Consider the following 18,698-nt stretch of genomic DNA (forward strand, 5'->3'; position numbering starts at 1 on the left):
TAATGACTCGATATATCAATGGTCAGAGTAACGAAATGCTCGTTTTTTGAGCTTTTCAATATCCGCTGAAGAGACCTCTTTGGTTACCAACTCAAAATCACCTGAGTAAACCGTAGGTACCGGCTTTCCTTCAAGATCCCACTTAATGGCTTCCGCCATAGCAACACCGGCATCATCATTGACACGCATGATAGTCACATCAAGTGTGCTATTTTGCAGCGCGTCCAATTCAGCCTCACCACCGCCCCAGCCGTTTAACGTAATATCTTCTCTATTTTGCTGCTGCAACGCATCCATGGCACCGAGTGCAACATCAGTAGAGCATGCGTAAATAAAATTAATATCTGGTGTTTGTTTAAGAATACGCAAAGTTGCATCAAATGCACTATCTCGTGTCGCTTTTGTATAAAACGAAGAGGCCAAGTGATATTTGCTGTCTCGACTCATTTCTTGGATAAAACTATCACCGCGAGCATCGCTAACATAGCCTTCAGAATAATAGAGTACGGAATAAGCACTATTCTTTGGCGCCGACTTTTTGTAGTAATCCACCAGTTTCATTGTGCCAATTTCATGATCAAACCCCACGTACATAAAAGGCTGGCGATCTCCCCAACTTTTTACCGGCGTAGTGATATTTTGCAGAATAATTTTGGTTTGATTTGAACTTAACAACTGCTCGATAAATTTACGGTGGCGGATGGTATCAAGCGTAAACACCAAGTAATCGGATTTGTTTCTAATCGCTTCCATCAACGATAAACTTTGTTGGCGAATATCGACATTCGGACGAGTGAATACTTGGTTAATTTGGTATCTAATCCCAAGTTCATCTAAACGCATCTCAAAGGCTTTGATATTGCGCGCCCAATAATCGGAAACTTGTTGACCTGGATAAACAACAGAAATATGAATAGGTTTATCTTGCTCTATTGAGAGTACAGCGGGAGGTTGACGCACTGCCTGTATCATCTGGTCGGTAAGAGCCTGTTGCGCAGGATTAAGATCTAAAAACTCTTGATATCGCCAATAGCCATTTAAAACTTGCGCTGCAGCCTGAGTGGAGGCTGCCACACTGACACTGAACACAAATGAAAGGAGCAGGATTTTTCTCATGGCATTCTCATTACACTAACTTCTGGATTTAATGACACACAATGGCTGATTTCGCACTCATCATATTCTCGGACTACCCAATGAAGGATCAAACAAGTAGCCCGTATATCATCTTGATTATTAAGTATGTTCCTCATAAATGATAGTGCAAACCACTAAAAAAGCTGACTTGCACTCATAACCGCTCATTTACTAAACAAAAGCATCAGAATGCTTTCCTACTTAAAAGGTGAAAGCTAAATTTCCAGAAATGCCAAATTGATTATCTCCAGCATAGTTTCCTGCAAGATCGAAACTGATAAGATCTCCGGGGCTGATGCCAATGCCAAACGTCACGGCGTTGTCCAAAGTATCTTCTAAATCGATTTCATAACCCGCACGAAGCTGTGCCCATCCCCAAGCATTACCTTCTAAGCCAAAGCGTAGGTATTGTGTATCATCTTTTTGGTCTTGGAAACGATTCTGCTTTGTTGCATCTAAATCGATTGCAGCAGTGAAAAACTCAGTGACATATCCACCCGAGATTGTGACTTGCGTATCCAAATCATATGAGCTTAAACCGTCAATGGTTTTTAATTCTTGAGCAAAAAGATCCTTTACCGCAACACCCACTCGAAAATCGTTAATTAACCACACAGCCCCTAAATCAAGATTGAAGGCATTATCGTTCGTTTCGCTTTTGTCATAATCAGCAAGATCAAATTCTTTTACCGAAACATTTTGCTTATAGGTTCTTAATTGTTGAATTTTAGGCGTAATGCCAAATGAAAATTGTTGGCCACGAATGTTGTATATTTTGGCCAGTGCTAGGCCAAATTCTGAGTAACCAAATGCAATCAGATCAACGGTTGAATTTTTATAACGATTCTCAACGTCGGTGCCGCTACTGCCTGTATTTGCCGCAATATCAGAACGCGCAATCACCTCCGCGTGTCCACGCGCAAAAATATTAAGTGAAACTAGATCGAGAGGAATTGCTATCGCCATACCAATGCCCGCCGATGCAGCAAGAGGCTTGTCATCGGCAAGCTGGTCCAAATACTGATTGAGCTTATCAATATCACTTTGATTGGGTGTACCGGAATTTTCAAACGCTTTGATGCTATCTTGCAGGTCATCAATGGATTTTAGGCTTTTATCTGGGTCTCTAGCTGCACCACCTACCGCAGGGAAAAGCACGCCAAACGTGTCATTATTCCGATACACGGCCACCAAAGCAGGATTATAGAATGGAGCTAGCAGATAATCGGCCGTTGTTACGCCAGTATTCCCCATTCCATTACCACGTGCGTCAGCTATCGTGTTCGCCGCTTGCGCAGAAGCACAAGCCAACAAGAGCAACGAGACCACTGACCATTTGTTGTAACTGTTCATATTGCAACCAACCTTGTTGTTATTATTCCCTAAACAAGGTTAATACAATTTTTTACATTGCACATGAAATTGGCGAATAATGCCGCTGACCAAACCTAATCGTCACCAAAATCATCCATGCCACTAACAGAGAAATGAACATTCTCTTGCCCTGCCACCAACTGTTCTTTTTGCAATTTGGTCAGTTTTTTAATCGCTAGCTCAGTTTTTAAAGCGAGGCTTTTACCGCCTTCTACACGTTGAGACCAAACCAATAATAACGGCCCTTTACCTCGTAACGCTTTTGCACCCTTCCCTGTTTGGTGTTGTACAAAGCGTCGTTCAACATCCGTTGTAATACCGCAATACAGTGCTTGATGGCGGGTTCGAACCAAATAAACCCACCAGTCCGGGCTATCTTTGTGGGAAACCTTATTCACTTACAGTAAGCTTTCCACCAAAGCGCGTAACTCGGCGACTTCATTTTTTAATGCGTGAACCTCCTGTTCAAGCTGATCAATACGAGCAGTCGCCCCACCTTCCGGAGCATGAGCAAAGGTTTGCTCTAAACTTTCAACGTCAACCTCTCCAGAAAAGAGATGTTGATAACGCGACTCTCGCTTACCCGGTTCACGTGGCAGCTTCACCACCAGCGGGCCTGATTCACGGTTGGCTAAACCGTCTAAAATAGTTTCGACTTCTTTTACATCGGTAAAACTGCATAATCGGTTAGTGCGAGTGCGCAACTCTCCCGGCGTTTGTGGCCCACGCAGCAGCATGCAGCACACCAAACCAAGCTCTTGATTTGACAGCTTTAAATCGCCAAATTCGGTATTGCAGAAACGGTGCTGATATTTGCTCACTCGGCTATTAAAACCACTTTCATCACTCATCAGGTGACGAGCGATCAAGCCCTCAGCGGCATCTTGAACCTCAGCTTCGGTTAATGACAGCACTGGCTCACGGTTACTTTTTTGGTTACATGCGGTGGTCAAGCTGTTGAGCGTTAATGGGTAGTAATCAGGCGTGGTCACTTCTTTTTCAATTAAGCAGCCAATAATTCGTGCTTCTAGGGGAGAGAGCTCAATGTTCATTATAATTTCCTTTTTTCTAAGCGGAGTTTCCTAATCGAGGCCACAATCGATGTTGCATTAGTGTTCTAACAACAGTGAAATTCGGATGATTTTCCCATTGCTATCAATCATCACAATCTTTGCACGGCTTAACTCTAACTCGGTCATCTCCAGCTTCTCACGCTCGCTAATATAAGCTTCACGCAATTTAACACTGTGATGCAGTTCAGCGTTTGCAGGTACATCTTTTCTTTTAGGTACTAAAATTTCTGAAAGTTGCATCTCTAAATACCATAAGATAGCGATTTGAAAGGTACATGATATAGCGCCTATCCGTACCAATACAATCACTCATGACTAGAGTGATTATTTCTTAATCAAGAGTGAGTCAGGATTGATCTAAAGGCTGTTATGAATCAGCTCGATATGATTTAATCAATGGCATTGACATTCAAGTTGGGAAAAGGAACCTATGAGTATCGTATTTGAAATTGTTAACCAAGCTCGCCGTAAAAATAAACTGAAACGTGAACTGCTAGATAACGAGAAAAAAGTTCGTGATAACCGTAAAAGAGTTGAACTGCTTGAAAACTTACTCGATTATATGAAACCGGATATGACCCACGAAGAAGTCATGGCGATCATCAATAACATGAAAGCCGATTACGAAGATCGCGTCGATGATCACATCATCAAAAGCGCAGAAATTTCAAAAGAGCGCCGTGATATTAGCCGTCGTATTCGCGAGCTGACCGATAAAGATAAACAAATGACTCAAGGCAAAAAGTAAAATTGATGCCGACCATCTTCGAAACCCGTCTTAAGACGGGTTTTTTTATGGCCAAAACATTCACAAAACAAATCAATATTTCTATCAACAAAAAGTGCGATAAATTTTATGTGATAGACATTAAACGTTTGCGTAATCGCTAACCTTCACCGAACCTAGTTTTGAGTCTTTTATCACATATTAGCTATTGTTATATTTATACACAGTAAATCAATTATGACCATTCGAGGCACGGAGCTTCCTCACTTATCTCACGGCGAGAAGATTGGTACCGACATCGTTCGGCATATATTAAGAGGGTCAAATTATGGAAATGAATGTGGTTGAAATTTTAGGCTATGCCGCCTCAATCATGGTGGCAATCTCGCTGACAATGAAAGATATCGTTAAACTGCGTATTCTTAATTTTGTTGGTTGTGCACTGTTTACCGCTTACGGACTAATGATTGACTCATGGCCTGTAGTGCTCACCAACGGCTTTATCGCCTGCGTAAACATATACTTTTTAGCAAAGATGCAGCGAGAAAAAAAAACGGCTGACGCCAAAAACGCTGCATGATAAACCCAAAATAATAAAAATTGACGTGTAAAAAAATGCTCTGCCACGATGACAGAGCATTTTTTATCGATAAATCAGAGAGCAAAAACATAGATAGCCAAGCAAAAAGCCTCTAGCAGGGGGATACATAGAGGCCATAAGGCTAAGTATTACTCTTCGTCATCGTGCATAGTTGCCCAAGCTTGCGCACATTTCACCGCACGTTTCCAACCTTTATAGCGACGATCGCGCTTCTCTTCATCTTGATGAGGAACGAATGTTTTATCGATCACGGCTTTATCAGCAAGCTCATCCAAGCTTCCCCAAAAGCCAACCGCAAGACCAGCTAAATAGGCTGCCCCTAGCGCGGTCACTTCTGTCACTTTAGGACGGTGCACTTCGGTAGCAAGCACATCAGATTGGAATTGCATTAAGAAATTATTGGCTACCGCGCCACCGTCTACACGTAACGCAGACAGTTTAATGCCAGAATCAGCTTGCATTGCATCAAGTACATCACGTGTTTGGTAAGCGACACTTTCCAAGGTCGCTCGAATAATATGGTTCGAATTCACGCCACGGGTTAAACCGACAATCGTACCACGGGCATAAGCATCCCAATATGGCGCGCCTAAACCAGTAAACGCTGGCACAACATAAACGCCGTTGGCCGTATCAACTTTCGTAGCGAAATATTCCGAGTCATGCGCATCTGAAATCAGTTTCAATTCATCACGCAACCATTGAATCGATGCACCGCCCATAAAGACTGCACCTTCAAGTGCATAGTAAGGTTCACCAGCAGGGCCACAAGCCAGAGTTGTTAGCAAGCCATTGTGTGAGGTGACTTTCTCTTTACCTGTGTTCATCAATAAGAAACAGCCAGTGCCGTAAGTATTTTTTGCTTGGCCCGCCTCAACACACATCTGCCCATAAAGTGCAGCTTGCTGGTCACCCGCAATCCCAGCAATAGGAATACGTGTCCCCCCTTTACCACCAATGTTGGTTTGGCCGTAAACTTCGGAAGAGTTCTTCACTTCAGGCATCATAGACAAAGGAATATCAAACTCTTTTAGGATCTTTTCATCCCAATGCAAGTTATTGATATTGAAAAGCATAGTGCGAGATGCATTGGTATAATCAGTAACGTGAACACGGCCTTGTGTCATGTTCCAAACGAGCCACGAGTCAATCGTACCAAACAGCAATTTTCCAGCCTCGGCGTCTTCACGAGCCCCTTCGACATTATCCAAAATCCATTTGATTTTGGTGCCAGAGAAGTAAGGGTCAAGCACTAGGCCTGTATTCTCGCGGATATACTCTTCTAGCCCTGGGCGTGCTTTCAATTCTTCACAAATGGATGCGGTACGTCGACATTGCCATACAATCGCATTGTAGACTGGTTTACCCGTTTCTTTGTTCCACACCACCGTAGTTTCACGTTGGTTGGTAATACCAATCGCCGCAATTTCATCACTGCGAATACCAGCTTTGCCAAGTGCTTCTACTAGCGTCGAACTTTGCGTCGCATAAATTTCCAGTGGATCATGTTCAACCCAGCCAGCTTGAGGGTAGATCTGGGTAAATTCACGCTGAGAAACACTGACAATGTTAGCATCATGATCTAACACTACAGCACGTGAGCTTGTTGTTCCTTGGTCAAGGGCAACAATATATTTCTGCTCAGTCATGGTCTTTTCCTTATCTTTCACGTTAATCGTTTTATGAAGTGTTGTCGTTATTTTAGACGTGAGCTTGCTCACTTTCTTCTACGTCATCACACTGGTTTGGAATGGTGCAGCCTACGCCGACAGTGGGTAAGTACGCGCCAATAAATTTAGGGTAAGCCCATGCCCCAAAACAGGCACCAGCAATAGGAGCAATGATAGGTACGATGAAGTATGGGATATCTTTTGCACCTGTTAGTGCGTAGTCCCAGCCAGCTAAGTAGGCAAACAATTTAGGGCCAAAATCACGCGCAGGGTTCATCGCAAAGCCAGTCAATGGGCCAAGTGAACCACCGATAACCGCAATCAGAATACCAATCAGCAATGGGTTCATTGCATTGCGATGTGCGCCGTTATTTTCATCACCTAGTGCCAAAATAGCGAACATTAATACTGCTGTGATGACAAATTCGACCGCCAATGCACCAACAAATGATAATGAAGCATTAGGGTAGGTAGAAAAAATACCCGCTGTGGCTAACGCTTCTTGGCTGCTACGTACAAAATTGTGTGCGATTTCATAATCAGTAAAAAGGTTGCTGTACAAGCCGTAAACCAGAGCAGCAGAGCAGAATGCACCGAGCATTTGCGCCGCAATATAGGGAAGTACTTTTGCTTTGTTGAAGCCGTGGAAGGCGGCCAGTGCAATGGTCACCGCCGGATTAATGTGAGCTCCAGAAACACCCGCAGTACAATAGATGGCAGTTGCCACACCTAAGCCCCACATGATGCTGATTTCCCACTGACCAAATTGTGCGCCAGTAAGAACTAAGGCAGCAACACAGCCTACACCGAAAAAAATCAGCAATCCGGTGCCGATAAACTCCGCGATACACTCTCCGAGAAGAGTATGTTGTTTTGTTCGAGTCATAGTAAGTGTCCTTGTTTATTTTTTGTGTACACAATGTTTGTGTGTGGCAAATTTTGCACATTTTTCTTCCCACGAAAATTAAAAAACCGCATTTATGAGCGTTCGAACACAATTTTGTTACTTGCAATATCGTTTTTTGTTAATTAACTCATTATTTTGATCTTCTGCTCATTAACGCAGAGCTTAACAAATGATAGGAAACTAAGGGTGTCTCTATAAACAACGACATAATCAAGTGCAATAACGGATAGAGATATGATTTCATACTGCTAAGAGAGGCATGATGATGAAGTCATCGGATCAGCTCGTAAGCGCATTTGTTCTCTAAAATCCACTCCAGTTGTTAAATTAACACAACCTAAATTGTTAAACCGTTCATCATTTTGATATGAAATAACATACAAAGATAAAATTACCGCCAAAATGAAACACAATTTCGCTCATTCGCGCTTTTGTGAGCAACATATCGAACATTTTCTATTGAAAATGCCACACTAAATATAAGTTTTTCATCGAATAAGGTTTCACCATGACCACAACCACACGATTTGAAACCGATGTTGTTATCATTGGTGGCGGAGCAACCGGTACTGGGATCATGCGCGACTGCGCACTGCGCGGCATTGCGTGTATTTTGCTAGAAAAGGATGATATTGCTTCTGGTACCACCGGGCGAAATCACGGTTTATTACACTCAGGGGCACGTTACGCAGTTACCGATCCTGAATCGGCCAAAGAGTGCATCCAAGAGAATAAAATTTTAAAAAATATCGCTAGACATTGTGTAGAGAAAACCGACGGCCTGTTCATTACTCTGCCTGAAGACGATCTTGCTTTTCAAAGCACGTTTATCGACGCGTGCGCTCAAGCAGGGATTACAACCGAGCCGCTTTCTGCCAAAGAAGCACTGCGTTTAGAGCCTCACGTTAATCCAAACCTTGTTGGCGCGATCAAAGTACCCGATGGCACACTCGATCCTTTTCGTTTATGCGCTTCCAATGTGCTAGACGCCAAAGAGCATGGTGCGCGGATCATGAACAAAACCATTGTGACGTCACTGATCCGCCAAGGTGACACAGTATTAGGCGTGCGCTGTTTACAGCTGAGCACTCATCAACAATATGAGATTTTCGCCAAAGAAGTGATTAACGCAGCTGGAATATGGGGACAAAACATCTGTGAATACGCCGATCTCAACATCAAAATGTTCCCCGCAAAAGGCTCATTGTTGATCCTTGACTATCGTATCAACAACCTTGTGATCAACCGCTGTCGCAAGCCTTCTGATGCCGATATTCTTGTCCCTGGTGATACCATTTCACTGATCGGTACTACCTCTGAACACATTGACTACGACCAAATTGACAACCTGCACGTGACTGAAAAAGAGGTTGATATACTACTGGCCGAAGGCGCGAAACTGGCCCCCATCATGGCGAATACTCGTGTATTACGCGCTTATGCGGGTGTGCGTCCATTGGTCTCTATTAATGATGATGGCAGCGGCCGAAACATCAGTCGCGGCATCGTATTACTTGACCACGAACAACGCGATGGATTGAAAGGCCTCACCACGATTACAGGCGGTAAATTAATGACTTACCGCCTAATGGCAGAATGGGCGACCGATTTAGTCGCTAAAAAACTGGGCAATAATACTCCTTGCGAAACTCATACTCGCGCCCTACCCGGCTCCAACGAAACCCCAAAACAGGTCAAAAAAACCGCCAGCATTGCCAAACCCGTCTATGAATCGGCTATTTATCGCCATGGTGAGCGCGCACAAAATTTCTTATCTGATGATGCAAAGAGCCAAGCGGTTATTTGTGAATGTGAAATGGTGACCGCGGGCGAAATTGAATACGCAATTAAACAACTCGATGTAAATAACTTGGTCGATTTACGTCGCCGTACTCGTTTAGGTATGGGGCCGTGCCAAGGAGAGCTTTGCAGCTATCGCGCCGCCAGCTTATTTCAAGAATATGGTCACGTTTCGGGAAACCAATCGAGCCAACTGTTGGTTGAGTTTTTAGAAGAGCGCTGGAAAGGCATTAAACCGATTTTCTGGGGAGATGCACTGCGCGAGGCTGAATTCAGTTACTGGATTTACGAAGGCTTGTTCGGAGCCAATGACATTCCAACGCAACACAAGCAAAATGAAAGTGAGGAGACGTTATGATGAAATACGACGTCACAATTATCGGTGGTGGAATTGCAGGTTACAGTGCAGGTCTTCGCTGCTTACAAGCGGGCCTAAAAACAGCACTGATCAGTCAAGGCCAAAGTGCTCTGCATTTTTCATCCGGTTCCATCGATGTTCTGGGTAAACTGCCTAGCGGCGAAGCGGTTGAATCCCCTTTGCTCGCCATGGAAGCATTACGTCAACAAGCCCCGAATCACCCTTACAGTAAAATTGGCGCTGACACTATTTCGCAAGGGTTAATGTGGTTTCAAAAAACGCTGCAGCAACGCGGCATGCCGCTGACACACCAAGCGGATAATAGTAACCACTATCGCATAACTCCGATGGGGACATTGAAAGCCACTTGGTTATCACAACCTTATGTTTATCAACATAAAACGAATGCTGATTTTAAGCGTATTGTGCTGCTCGCCATCGATGGTTATCGAGATTTTCAACCACATATGCTGCAAGATAACTTACGCGCTCTACCTGCATTTTCGACTATCCCAAGTGAGATCATCAATATCACGATTCCGGGTTTCGAAGCACTTCGCCATAACCCCAACGAACTGCGCTCCATCGATATTGCTCGTTTGCTCAAACAGCCACATGCATGGCGCAGTTTTTGTGATCAACTGATCCGTCATGCCACTGTGCAAGATCTAGTGATCCTACCTGCCATCATGGGCAATGGTGATGGGTTAACCTTACTGAACAAACTCAAATTGGAAACCAACTTGCAGTTGCATGAAGTCCCGACCATGCCGCCATCATTAATGGGCATCCGCATTGAAGTGACACTCAGCCGAGCTTTTTTAACTATGGGTGGTACCCATTTAAAAGGCGATAAAGTCATCAGTGGTGAATTTGATGGCAACCGTTTGACCGCCATTCATACTCAAAATCTCAATGATATGCCGATTCAAGCTGACCATTTCGTGATGGCTACAGGGAGCTATTTCAGCCAAGGTTTACAGGCTTCTCATCACGGTATTAGCGAACCCGTGTTCCAATTAGAGACGGAGAGCTGTCATGATCGCGCTCTATGGCGAAATCATGCCTTTTTCTCAGCAAACTCTCACCCTTTCATGACCTTTGGTGTGCTGACCAACACGTCACTGAACCCAACTCATCAAGGTAATATCATTACCAATTTATACTGCTGTGGTTCGATGCTCGCGGGTTATGATCCTGTCTTTGAAGGCAGCGGTGGAGGCGTTGCTATTGCCAGCGCTTACCACGCTACCTCTCAAATTATGGCTCAAACTCAATCTCGACCAGCCATTCAGGAGGTATTAGCATGAGCACCTCTTTTGTTGAAGCCGCACCCAAAAATACCTCTTTTGATCAATGCATCAAATGCACTGTTTGTACCGTTTATTGCCCGGTTGCTAAAGCAAACCCACTCTATCCGGGGCCAAAACAGTGCGGACCGGATGGCGAACGCTTGAGGATTAAAAGCGCAGAGTATTATGACGACCTACTCAAGCTCTGCACCAACTGCAAACGGTGTGAAACCGCCTGTCCTTCCGGAGTAAAAATTGGCGATATCATTGCTGTGGCGCGTGGCAAACATGGTAAAAAAACGCTGAGTCCAAAGCTGGTGCGTGATTACGTGCTGAGCCATACCGATCTTTTTGGCACGATCGCCACACCATTTGCACCGATAGTGAACGCTGCTACGGCTATGCCGATGGTAAAAAGACTGATGCACAAGACCATTGGTGTGCACGATCATAAATCACTTCCCAAATATTCACACGGCACGTTTCGTCGTTGGTTTAAGCAGAACTGCACACGCCAACCCCTGTATAACCGGCAAGTGACCTATTTCCACGGCTGCTACGTTAACTATAACCACCCGCAGTTAGGTAAAGATTTTGTCTCTGTGATGAATGCGATGAATATCGGCGTACGGTTACTGGATAACGAGAAATGCTGTGGTGTACCGCTGATTGCCAATGGTTTTCACGATAAAGCACGTAAAAATGCGTTATTGAATGTGAAAAATATCGAAGCCGCGGTAGTTGATCGTCAAACAACGCTCCTCTCCACCTCATCAACATGTTCATTTACCTTACAACAAGAATATCCTCATGTTTTAGGGGTTGATAATAGTAAGGTGGTCAAACAAATCGAGTACGTCACGCGCTTTCTACTCAAAGAGTTCATGAGCGGTAATGCGCCTAAAATGAAACCCGTTAACTTGAAAGTGGTTTACCACACCCCTTGCCACCTTGAACGCAGCGGTAATGTCATTTTTACCATTGAATTATTAAAAATGATCCCAGGATTGGAGTTAGTGGTCTTAGACAGCGAATGCTGCGGCTTAGCGGGAACCTACGGTTTTAAAGAAGAGAACTATGACGTTTCAATGAAAATTGGCGCACACCTGTTTGATGCAATCAAAACATCGCAAGCTGACTATGCGATTACCGATTGTGAAACCTGTAAATGGCAAATTGAAGAAAATACCGCGTTAGAAACCATTCATCCAATTAGCCTGCTCGCCATGGCGATTGCCTAGTTTACACACCTAGCATTGAGAGTAAAACAGGCCACATTGTGGCCTGTTCTCATACTGCTTGTACTGTGTGAACATTCGTTTTCTAAACGTTATTTAGATAGCGGGCGCTGCTGGCAGTGCTCAATTGCATTGGCCAATAATTCTAACGCACTGGACTGACACTCTGGTAACTGCGCTTGGCTACGGCTAATCGCGGTAACACGCTCGCCCCATTTGATGTGCCCAGCCCCCCAAGTTAAGCCCGCCCCGAAAGCGGCCACCAGCAGGTTATCATTCGGTTTGATTTTCCCTTGTTCAACCGCTTCACACAATGCAATAGGTACGGTCGCGGCAGACGTATTACCATAGTGTTGAATGTTAACGAATGCTTTATCTTGGCTAATACCTGATAAGTCACACAAGGTTTGAATGATACGAATATTCGCTTGATGCGGGATCACCACATCAACTTGCTCGGTTGAAAGACCGGAACGCGCCAGCACAGTTTGCGCCGCTGCGCCCATGCCTCGAACCGCACGTTTAAAAATCTCTTTCCCAACAAAATCAAAATCCCAATACCCATTGTCAGCGGCAAAACGATCCATCGATGAGCCAAATTTAGGCACCGCCAAAATATCACGCCCTTCTGCATCACAGCCGATTTGTGCATCTTGCAAACCCACTACTTTATCGCTTTTACTCAAGACAACAGCGCCAGCACCGTCACCAAACAACACGGCGGTATCACGTTTGGTCCAATCAATGTAAAAAGAGAGACGCTCAGCACCCACCACTAACGCATGGCGGTAATGGCTTGCTTGCATTAAACGCGTCGCAGTTTCTAATCCATAAACAAAACCGGTACAGGCTGCATTTAAGTCAAAAGCGGCTGCATTTTTAATCCCAAGATTCTGCTGCACTTTCGAGGCAATATTTGGGATAAGAGAATCTGGCGAACAGGTTGCGATGATGATGAGATCAATCTCAGTTGCATCAATCCCAGCACAAGCGATGGCGTGTTGGGCGGCCACCGTAGCTAAATCCGAGGTATTCACATGGCTAATGCGGCGCTGTTCAATCCCGGTGCGAGTTTTAATCCACTCATCGGAAGTTTCAATAAAGGTGCTAAGATCATGGTTTGAGAGCGTTGCAGGTGGTAGGCATTTACCCCAACCTGTAATTTCGGCATAGAATTTTGTCATTGTTAACCTGTTTTTGTTGTATTTTCTAATGCAATCCAAAGACCTAAAATTAAAAACTCATCGTATGAAAGAGAAATGAGACTCAAAAGGTCCTTTTGATGTCAGTCAGTATACGCGCTTTTGCTCCGACGTTAAGTCTAGTGCGTTAAATGCGGCTGGAGCAAAACACAAAAATAAAGAGAGGAAACCATGTCAACATTCAATACTCGTTGCCCTTCGTGTCACGCAATGAAACGAGTTCCGATAGAACGAGTGACAGAAAGCCCAAACTGCGGTAAATGCCAAGCTCCCCTATTTGATGGAGCGCCCATTGAAGGAACGGAAGCCAATTTCGAAGCACTGCTTAATAGTCGCCAACCCGTTGTCGTCGATTTCTGGGCACCTTAGTGTAATCCGTGTGTTGGTTTTGCTCCGGTATTCAGTGATGCTGCGACGGAACGAAAAGGAAACATTCGCTTTATAAAAATTGATACTGAAAGTGAACAAAGCCTCGCCACAAAATTTCAAATTCGCAGCATTCCAACCATTATGGTGTTTAAAAATGGTCAACGAGTCGATATGATCAATGGCGCTTTACCAAAAAGTCAATTTAATCAATGGTTAAACCAAGCTATATTGAAATAATCCATCATTATAACCAATAATAAAGTTGGCATTTTTTATCGATTTATGCCAACTTTACTGCTCATTTCTCTTGCTTTATTTTCGATTAATAAAATTAATCGTTAAGAACATAATTTTTCGTTTTACCTTTCTCAATATCAGCTCCATATTCGCCGCAAAATATCCCATCAATTCTGGTTTTGAGGCAAAGTCAATGGACAACATCACTGTGAACGCGTCTTCACCTCGCATTTCCGTTCCGGTCATTGCGCTATCGCTTTATGCGATTGCCTCAGGCTATTTAATGAGCCTGATCCCATTGATGTTGCCGCACTACGGGCTTGAGAGCTCATTGGCAAGCTGGCTTGCCAGTGCCTTTTACGCTGGCTTATTGATCGGCGCATTAGTCGTTGAACCTGTTGTCAACCGCGTTGGCCACCGAAACGCTTTTGTATGGTGCTTAGCGCTACTCATGTTAACCATTTTTGCCTTACCTGCTCTGCACTATGCCAGTGCTTGGTTAGTGGCACGTTTTGTTGCTGGTATTGCGGTGGCTGGTGTCTTTGTAGTCGTCGAGTCTTGGCTATTGCATGGTGATGAAAAAGGCCGAGCAAAACGCCTTGGTATTTATATGGCGGCGCTTTACGGCGGAACGGCATTGGGCCAATTAGGGATTGGTTATTTAGGCGTATCAGGCGGCGTGCCTTTCATTGCCATCATTACCTTGCTATTAATCGCCAGTGTGGTGCTGATTTATGGCGAATCTGACCAACCTTCAACGCAGCATGCCGTCAGCCTATCACTGAAACAGGTACTCAAACTAAACCATGCCGCCTTGCTCGGTTGCGGAGTTTCAGGGCTCACTTTGGGGGCTATCTACGGTCTAATGCCTGTTGAATTGGAACAACGCGGTATCAGCCATACCGATATTGGTAGCTTAATGGCGCTTGTAGTTTTGGGTGGCATGGCGGTGCAACCTATGGTGCCTTGGCTATCAAAGTTTTTGGGCCGAACACTATTAATGGCACTGTTTTGCTTGATTGGCTCTGCGGCGATTACCATAACCTTGTTCGATTCAACGATGATGATATTAGCTGCCAGCTTGTTTTTTTTAGGCATGGCGACGTTTGCCCTGTACCCAATCGCCATCAACTTAGGTTGTGATAAGCTCGATGCCAATTACATTGTCTCAGCGACACAAGTTATGCTGTTTAGCTACAGTATCGGCTCTGTGGTTGGCCCCGTGATCGCTGATTGGTTTATGCAAAGATCGCAAGGCTTAATGGGTTATCTCTTTATTGCTTTACTTGCGACTTGTATTTATATGTTGGCTTCAAGCCTCAAAACCAAACGCCAGTGGGTGGCGGGGAAATAAGTCGCAGCAAAGCGGATCATATTTTATCGCAAGGCGCACGGTTCAATCGTTGATGGCGATTTGATGCATGCGCCTTTGGTTTTTCTGGTAGTGCACGTTTTTCATGCAGCAGATGGCGGATCGCCAATATAGGGTGAGAGAGCAACATTCTTGGCCCTGCGTAACGCATCACCAATCTCATTTGTTCTTTCGGCTCAGGCTTATAGCAATGAATTGGGCAACGGTTGCAGGTGGGTTTATGTTGGCCATAAGGACAGCGATCTAAGCGTACTTGCGCATATTCCAACAAGGTTTTGCAACACGTACAGAGGCCAGATTGACAGCGATGATGGCGCTGACAATAAATGTTCACCATCGCCTCTACGGTGCGAAACTCACTGAGTAGCTCTCCCGTTAAAAGATCGCTATGCATTTTTTCCATTGCCAATAACTCCCATTGAGATCGCAGATAAAAACAAGTATCCTGCGCCACCTTGTTCCTCATGTACCCAAGACTTTGTGTCAAAGAGCAGACGACTATGAACCGCAAAAAGAAAATTAACCAAACACTGCAAAAGCATCTTAAAAAGAAGCATGCCAAGCTGCACGGCAGCAATAAGCCTCGTTATATTTCAAAAGCTGAACGTGAAAAATTAGACGCAGAGCAAGCCGCTTCAACCAGCACGGTAGATACCCAACATAGTGAGATTGTGCCTGCTGAAGGTGAGCTACAACAGTAAGTCTTGCTCGATTGGAACAAACTGGCTGGCGACATCAATAAGGCTTTGAGCCGTCAGCCTTGGTACTCCGTACACTTCTACTTTTTTGTTAAAACGCTGTTTAATCCGTTCGACCAATAGCTCGAAATCACCATCTCCTGATACCAGAACAATCACATCCGCTTGCTCTGCCAGCTCAATCGCATCGAGAGTAATACCGACATCCCAATCCCCTTTTGCACTGCCATCACGACGCTGAATGAAGGGCTTAAGCTGAACCTCAAAACCAATACCGCGCAAAATATGGTGGAACTGGCGCTGCTTAGGATCTTGGCTAGCAATCGCATAGGCATTGGCTTTAATCACCTCTCGCCCTTGAGTGGCTACATACCAAAATTGGTTGTAATCAAAATGCTGGCGGTACTTCTCTTTACAGGTGTAATAGACGTTTTGAACGTCGACAAGAATGGCAACTTTTTCCATGAGCTCTCTTCTCAAATAGAAACAAAAACAGCGGCTTGTTCGCCGCTGCTTTGCAAATTGCGCTTAGTATACGCCAAACCACTTCAATTTGTCGTGCAAGCGAGTCACACTGCCGACCACAATCAAGGCTGGGCTTTGTGCTTGTTGCGCTAAAAGGGGTAAATCGTCAAGCGAGCCCGTCAATACTCTCTGTTTATCTGTAGTGCCGCGTTCGATAATCGCGCAAGGCGTTTCTGCGCTCAGGCCAGCATCCAACAAGTTTCGTGTGATATTCGGGCACTGCTTTAACCCCATATAAAAAACCAAGGTTTGATTATCTTGCGCTAAACATCGCCAATTGATCGCTTTACCTTCTTTTTGTAAGTGACCCGTAATGAACTGCACACTTTGCGCGTGATCACGGTGCGTCAGCGGAATCCCCGCGTAAGCCGTGCAGCCTGCTGCTGCCGTGATCCCCGGAACCACTTCATAAGCGATATGATGTTCAGCCAGCGTTTCGAGCTCCTCACCACCTCGGCCAAAAATAAAGGAATCACCGCCTTTCAAACGGACAACTTTTTTACCTTCTTTGGCTTTATCGACCAGAATTTGGTTGATCTGATCTTGCGGCACACAATGAAAATCCAACTGTTTGCCAACATAGATCATCTCCGCGCTGCTTGGCGCCAGATCTAAAATCGCTTGCGAAACTAAACGATCATACACCACCACTTGCGCTTGGCTGATCACGCGTAGCCCCTTAACCGTCAGTAGATCGGGATCGCCCGGCCCTGCGCCCACTAAAGAGACAAAACCGCGACTCGTTACACTGCTTACCATGATTACTCTCTACCTTATCGACAAAAGGATATCGCCATTAAGCGAGGTTAAACCTCACTTAACAATGGTTAGCCAAGGTTGCGTTGTGGCAAGGTTTTACCGTGAGTCATGTAAAGGCTTAACCCGGTAAATAACAAGCCGCCCACTAAGTTACCCAATGTGGCCGGAATTTGGTTCCACACCAACCAATCGACGATGGTGAATTTAGCGCCCAACATCATGCCAAGTGGGAACAGGTACATGTTCACTACGGCGTGTTCAAAAACCAAACCGAAGAAAATAAAAATAGGTAGCCACATCGCGACCACTTTGCCGCTCACAGTAGTTGATGTCATAGCACCGACAACACCTAGACACACCATCCAGTTACACAAGATGCCTTTCACAAACACGGTGATCCAGCCATTAATACCGTGTTCGGCAAAGCCAAGAGTGCGAGCAGTAGACGCTTTGATAAACGCTTGCCCAACCGAGCTCGGCTCGATACTGAAATTCATGGTGAAGGTTAGCGCCACTAAAAAGGCGACGGCAACGGCACCGATTAAGTTACCTAGCCCAACCAAGCCCCAATTCCGTAGAACGCCTGCTTTGGTTACTCCGGCGCGTTTTTCAAACAAAGCTAAAGGCGCTAAAGCAAAAACACCCGTTAATAAATCAAAGCCCATTAGGTTCAAAATACAAAACCCCACAGGGAAGACCAGTGCGCCAACAATAGGCACTTCGGTTTGCACAGCCGCAGTAATAGCCACAGCGACAGCGATAGCAAGAATTGCCCCCGCCATAATGCCGCGAATCAGGGTATCGCGCGTTGACATGAAGATTTTGCTTTCGCCAGCGTCAATCATTGTTTGCACAAAATCGGCAGGTTTTACATAAGACATAATGATCCTTATTGTCACCAAAGTTAAAATTAAAAAGGGAAATTGAATAGATAAAGGCTCCCAGCCATCGATGCTTCACCAAGAGAACTCGATGAACAAGGAACCTTTTTGCTATTGAATCTCATCGTCTCAAAAGCGGCTGTTAAGCCGCGACTTCGACCACACCGTCGGTGACTCGCACGGCATAAGCTTTCACGCTAAAGCGTTCATCTTCCATACATTGGCCTGTTATGAGATTGAAACGCTGCTTTTTAAGCGGGCTTGCTACCCAGAACTGCTCTTGATGTTGGCAAATAAAACCGCGTGACAACACATTGGCTCGAGCAAAGGGATCCATATTGCTTATCGCCATCACTTTTTGCGCCTCAGTCGGACGGAAGAGAGCCACTTGCTCACCATTCACCAGTGCACACACACCCGTTCCGGGAACAATGTCATTAATGTCACAGATGGCTTGAAATACTGTGTTATTGGCCAT

At 44.9% G+C, this 18,698-nt stretch carries 20 protein-coding genes and 1 pseudogene; 8 read left to right on the forward strand and 13 right to left on the reverse strand.

The genetic code is table 11. The annotated features are described in order from the left end of the window. Positions 1 to 15: 15 nt before the first annotated feature. The 5 genes from AACQ75_RS08970 to AACQ75_RS08990 all read right to left on the reverse strand — a co-directional run bounded on the left by AACQ75_RS08970 (position 16) and on the right by AACQ75_RS08990 (position 3,824). A complete protein-coding gene (locus tag AACQ75_RS08970) occupies positions 16 to 1,116 on the reverse strand; it encodes an autoinducer 2-binding periplasmic protein LuxP (protein WP_170888513.1) in 1,101 nt (366 codons plus the stop codon). Between the two features lie 222 nt (positions 1,117 to 1,338). Further along, the gene (locus AACQ75_RS08975) at positions 1,339 to 2,490 is read right to left on the reverse strand and encodes a conjugal transfer protein TraF (RefSeq protein WP_170888514.1); all 1,152 of its coding nucleotides are present in this window, start codon (positions 2,488 to 2,490) and stop codon (positions 1,339 to 1,341) included. A 95-nt stretch (positions 2,491 to 2,585) separates the two neighbouring features. Continuing rightward, positions 2,586 to 2,909 carry a GIY-YIG nuclease family protein gene (locus tag AACQ75_RS08980; RefSeq protein WP_013867913.1) on the reverse strand — a complete coding sequence of 108 codons (324 nt, stop codon included), beginning with the start codon at positions 2,907 to 2,909 and terminating at the stop codon, positions 2,586 to 2,588. Next, positions 2,910 to 3,563, reverse strand: a complete 654-nt coding sequence (locus AACQ75_RS08985; RefSeq protein WP_013867914.1) for a YceH family protein — start codon at positions 3,561 to 3,563, stop codon at positions 2,910 to 2,912. Between the two features lie 57 nt (positions 3,564 to 3,620). Then, entirely contained in the window at positions 3,621 to 3,824 is a 204-nt protein-coding gene (locus AACQ75_RS08990) for a hypothetical protein (protein ID WP_026027876.1), read from the reverse strand. A 190-nt stretch (positions 3,825 to 4,014) separates the two neighbouring features. Here AACQ75_RS08990 and AACQ75_RS08995 point away from each other — a divergent pair, with 190 nt between their 5' ends. Next, on the forward strand, positions 4,015 to 4,332 hold the full coding sequence (locus tag AACQ75_RS08995) for a DUF496 family protein (protein WP_010319897.1): 318 nt from the start codon (positions 4,015 to 4,017) through the stop codon (positions 4,330 to 4,332). A gap of 307 nt (positions 4,333 to 4,639) precedes the next feature. Continuing rightward, positions 4,640 to 4,891, forward strand: a complete 252-nt coding sequence (locus AACQ75_RS09000) for a YgjV family protein (RefSeq protein ID WP_010319896.1) — start codon at positions 4,640 to 4,642, stop codon at positions 4,889 to 4,891. A 149-nt stretch (positions 4,892 to 5,040) separates the two neighbouring features. Here the strand turns inward: AACQ75_RS09000 and glpK are convergent, their stop codons facing one another. Then, positions 5,041 to 6,561, reverse strand: coding sequence for a glycerol kinase GlpK (glpK, locus tag AACQ75_RS09005; protein WP_026027462.1), 1,521 nt, complete (start codon positions 6,559 to 6,561; stop codon positions 5,041 to 5,043). A gap of 52 nt (positions 6,562 to 6,613) precedes the next feature. Beyond that, entirely contained in the window at positions 6,614 to 7,468 is an 855-nt protein-coding gene (locus tag AACQ75_RS09010; RefSeq protein ID WP_170888515.1) for an MIP/aquaporin family protein, read from the reverse strand. A 529-nt stretch (positions 7,469 to 7,997) separates the two neighbouring features. On the opposite strand from AACQ75_RS09010, the gene glpA reads away from it, so the two are divergent. The 3 genes from glpA to glpC are packed head-to-tail and all read left to right on the forward strand — an operon-like array spanning position 7,998 to position 12,180. Next, on the forward strand, positions 7,998 to 9,647 hold the full coding sequence (glpA, locus tag AACQ75_RS09015; protein ID WP_170888516.1) for an anaerobic glycerol-3-phosphate dehydrogenase subunit A: 1,650 nt from the start codon (positions 7,998 to 8,000) through the stop codon (positions 9,645 to 9,647). Next, on the forward strand, positions 9,644 to 10,957 hold the full coding sequence (gene glpB, locus AACQ75_RS09020; RefSeq protein ID WP_170888517.1) for a glycerol-3-phosphate dehydrogenase subunit GlpB: 1,314 nt from the start codon (positions 9,644 to 9,646) through the stop codon (positions 10,955 to 10,957). The genes glpA and glpB overlap by 4 nt, the downstream gene beginning before the upstream one ends. After that, a complete protein-coding gene (gene glpC / locus AACQ75_RS09025) occupies positions 10,954 to 12,180 on the forward strand; it encodes an anaerobic glycerol-3-phosphate dehydrogenase subunit GlpC (RefSeq protein ID WP_094130348.1) in 1,227 nt (408 codons plus the stop codon). The genes glpB and glpC overlap by 4 nt, the downstream gene beginning before the upstream one ends. 89 nt (positions 12,181 to 12,269) lie before the next feature. On the opposite strand, the gene AACQ75_RS09030 is transcribed toward glpC, so the two are convergent. After that, positions 12,270 to 13,361, reverse strand: coding sequence for a ketoacyl-ACP synthase III (locus AACQ75_RS09030; RefSeq protein WP_088733430.1), 1,092 nt, complete (start codon positions 13,359 to 13,361; stop codon positions 12,270 to 12,272). Between the two features lie 189 nt (positions 13,362 to 13,550). On the opposite strand from AACQ75_RS09030, the pseudogene trxC reads away from it, so the two are divergent. Both trxC and AACQ75_RS09040 read left to right on the forward strand, forming a co-directional pair. Next, positions 13,551 to 13,985, forward strand: a pseudogene (trxC, locus tag AACQ75_RS09035) (thioredoxin TrxC). Between the two features lie 193 nt (positions 13,986 to 14,178). Next, complete coding sequence (locus tag AACQ75_RS09040; RefSeq protein WP_017047243.1) at positions 14,179 to 15,339, forward strand: MFS transporter; 1,161 nt, start codon at positions 14,179 to 14,181, stop codon at positions 15,337 to 15,339. 16 nt (positions 15,340 to 15,355) lie between these two features. Here the strand turns inward: AACQ75_RS09040 and AACQ75_RS09045 are convergent, their stop codons facing one another. After that, entirely contained in the window at positions 15,356 to 15,760 is a 405-nt protein-coding gene (locus AACQ75_RS09045; protein ID WP_202599014.1) for a nitrous oxide-stimulated promoter family protein, read from the reverse strand. 97 nt (positions 15,761 to 15,857) lie between these two features. Here AACQ75_RS09045 and AACQ75_RS09050 point away from each other — a divergent pair, with 97 nt between their 5' ends. After that, positions 15,858 to 16,058 carry a DUF2986 domain-containing protein gene (locus AACQ75_RS09050; RefSeq protein WP_010319684.1) on the forward strand — a complete coding sequence of 67 codons (201 nt, stop codon included), beginning with the start codon at positions 15,858 to 15,860 and terminating at the stop codon, positions 16,056 to 16,058. Here AACQ75_RS09050 and AACQ75_RS09055 read toward each other — a convergent pair. The 4 genes from AACQ75_RS09055 to nirD all read right to left on the reverse strand — a co-directional run bounded on the left by AACQ75_RS09055 (position 16,047) and on the right by nirD (position 18,698). Next, the gene (locus AACQ75_RS09055; protein WP_010319683.1) at positions 16,047 to 16,520 is read right to left on the reverse strand and encodes a LabA-like NYN domain-containing protein; all 474 of its coding nucleotides are present in this window, start codon (positions 16,518 to 16,520) and stop codon (positions 16,047 to 16,049) included. The genes AACQ75_RS09050 and AACQ75_RS09055 overlap by 12 nt on opposite strands. 63 nt (positions 16,521 to 16,583) lie before the next feature. Then, positions 16,584 to 17,339 (reverse strand): uroporphyrinogen-III C-methyltransferase, encoded by a 756-nt coding sequence (gene cobA, locus AACQ75_RS09060; RefSeq protein ID WP_017047244.1) that lies wholly within the window; start codon positions 17,337 to 17,339, stop codon positions 16,584 to 16,586. Positions 17,340 to 17,407: 68 nt separating this feature from the next. Further along, complete coding sequence (locus AACQ75_RS09065) at positions 17,408 to 18,220, reverse strand: formate/nitrite transporter family protein (protein WP_170888518.1); 813 nt, start codon at positions 18,218 to 18,220, stop codon at positions 17,408 to 17,410. A 142-nt stretch (positions 18,221 to 18,362) separates the two neighbouring features. Continuing rightward, positions 18,363 to 18,698, reverse strand: a complete 336-nt coding sequence (gene nirD, locus AACQ75_RS09070; RefSeq protein ID WP_170888519.1) for a nitrite reductase small subunit NirD — start codon at positions 18,696 to 18,698, stop codon at positions 18,363 to 18,365.

Origin of the sequence: Vibrio sp. B1-2 (assembly GCF_963888445.1) — a bacterium.
In the GTDB taxonomy this organism is placed as follows: domain Bacteria; phylum Pseudomonadota; class Gammaproteobacteria; order Enterobacterales; family Vibrionaceae; genus Vibrio; species Vibrio anguillarum.

Excerpts from the sequence above, each read along its gene's own strand:
- cobA (WP_017047244.1), bottom strand. The coding sequence starts at position 17,339 with ATGGTAAGCAGTGTAACGAGTCGCGGTTTTGTCTCTTTAGTGGGCGCA.
- glpA (WP_170888516.1), top strand. The coding sequence starts at position 7,998 with ATGACCACAACCACACGATTTGAAACCGATGTTGTTATCATTGGTGGC.
- AACQ75_RS08970 (WP_170888513.1), bottom strand. The coding sequence starts at position 1,116 with ATGAGAAAAATCCTGCTCCTTTCATTTGTGTTCAGTGTCAGTGTGGCA.
- AACQ75_RS08975 (WP_170888514.1), bottom strand. The coding sequence starts at position 2,490 with ATGAACAGTTACAACAAATGGTCAGTGGTCTCGTTGCTCTTGTTGGCT.
- AACQ75_RS08990 (WP_026027876.1), bottom strand. The coding sequence starts at position 3,824 with ATGCAACTTTCAGAAATTTTAGTACCTAAAAGAAAAGATGTACCTGCA.
- AACQ75_RS09040 (WP_017047243.1), top strand. The coding sequence starts at position 14,179 with ATGGACAACATCACTGTGAACGCGTCTTCACCTCGCATTTCCGTTCCG.
- AACQ75_RS09065 (WP_170888518.1), bottom strand. The coding sequence starts at position 18,220 with ATGTCTTATGTAAAACCTGCCGATTTTGTGCAAACAATGATTGACGCT.
- AACQ75_RS09030 (WP_088733430.1), bottom strand. The coding sequence starts at position 13,361 with ATGACAAAATTCTATGCCGAAATTACAGGTTGGGGTAAATGCCTACCA.
- AACQ75_RS08995 (WP_010319897.1), top strand. The coding sequence starts at position 4,015 with ATGAGTATCGTATTTGAAATTGTTAACCAAGCTCGCCGTAAAAATAAA.
- AACQ75_RS09045 (WP_202599014.1), bottom strand. The coding sequence starts at position 15,760 with ATGGAAAAAATGCATAGCGATCTTTTAACGGGAGAGCTACTCAGTGAG.
- nirD (WP_170888519.1), bottom strand. The coding sequence starts at position 18,698 with ATGGCCAATAACACAGTATTTCAAGCCATCTGTGACATTAATGACATT.
- AACQ75_RS09050 (WP_010319684.1), top strand. The coding sequence starts at position 15,858 with ATGAACCGCAAAAAGAAAATTAACCAAACACTGCAAAAGCATCTTAAA.
- AACQ75_RS08985 (WP_013867914.1), bottom strand. The coding sequence starts at position 3,563 with ATGAACATTGAGCTCTCTCCCCTAGAAGCACGAATTATTGGCTGCTTA.
- glpK (WP_026027462.1), bottom strand. The coding sequence starts at position 6,561 with ATGACTGAGCAGAAATATATTGTTGCCCTTGACCAAGGAACAACAAGC.
- glpB (WP_170888517.1), top strand. The coding sequence starts at position 9,644 with ATGATGAAATACGACGTCACAATTATCGGTGGTGGAATTGCAGGTTAC.
- glpC (WP_094130348.1), top strand. The coding sequence starts at position 10,954 with ATGAGCACCTCTTTTGTTGAAGCCGCACCCAAAAATACCTCTTTTGAT.
- AACQ75_RS09010 (WP_170888515.1), bottom strand. The coding sequence starts at position 7,468 with ATGACTCGAACAAAACAACATACTCTTCTCGGAGAGTGTATCGCGGAG.
- AACQ75_RS09000 (WP_010319896.1), top strand. The coding sequence starts at position 4,640 with ATGGAAATGAATGTGGTTGAAATTTTAGGCTATGCCGCCTCAATCATG.
- AACQ75_RS09055 (WP_010319683.1), bottom strand. The coding sequence starts at position 16,520 with ATGGAAAAAGTTGCCATTCTTGTCGACGTTCAAAACGTCTATTACACC.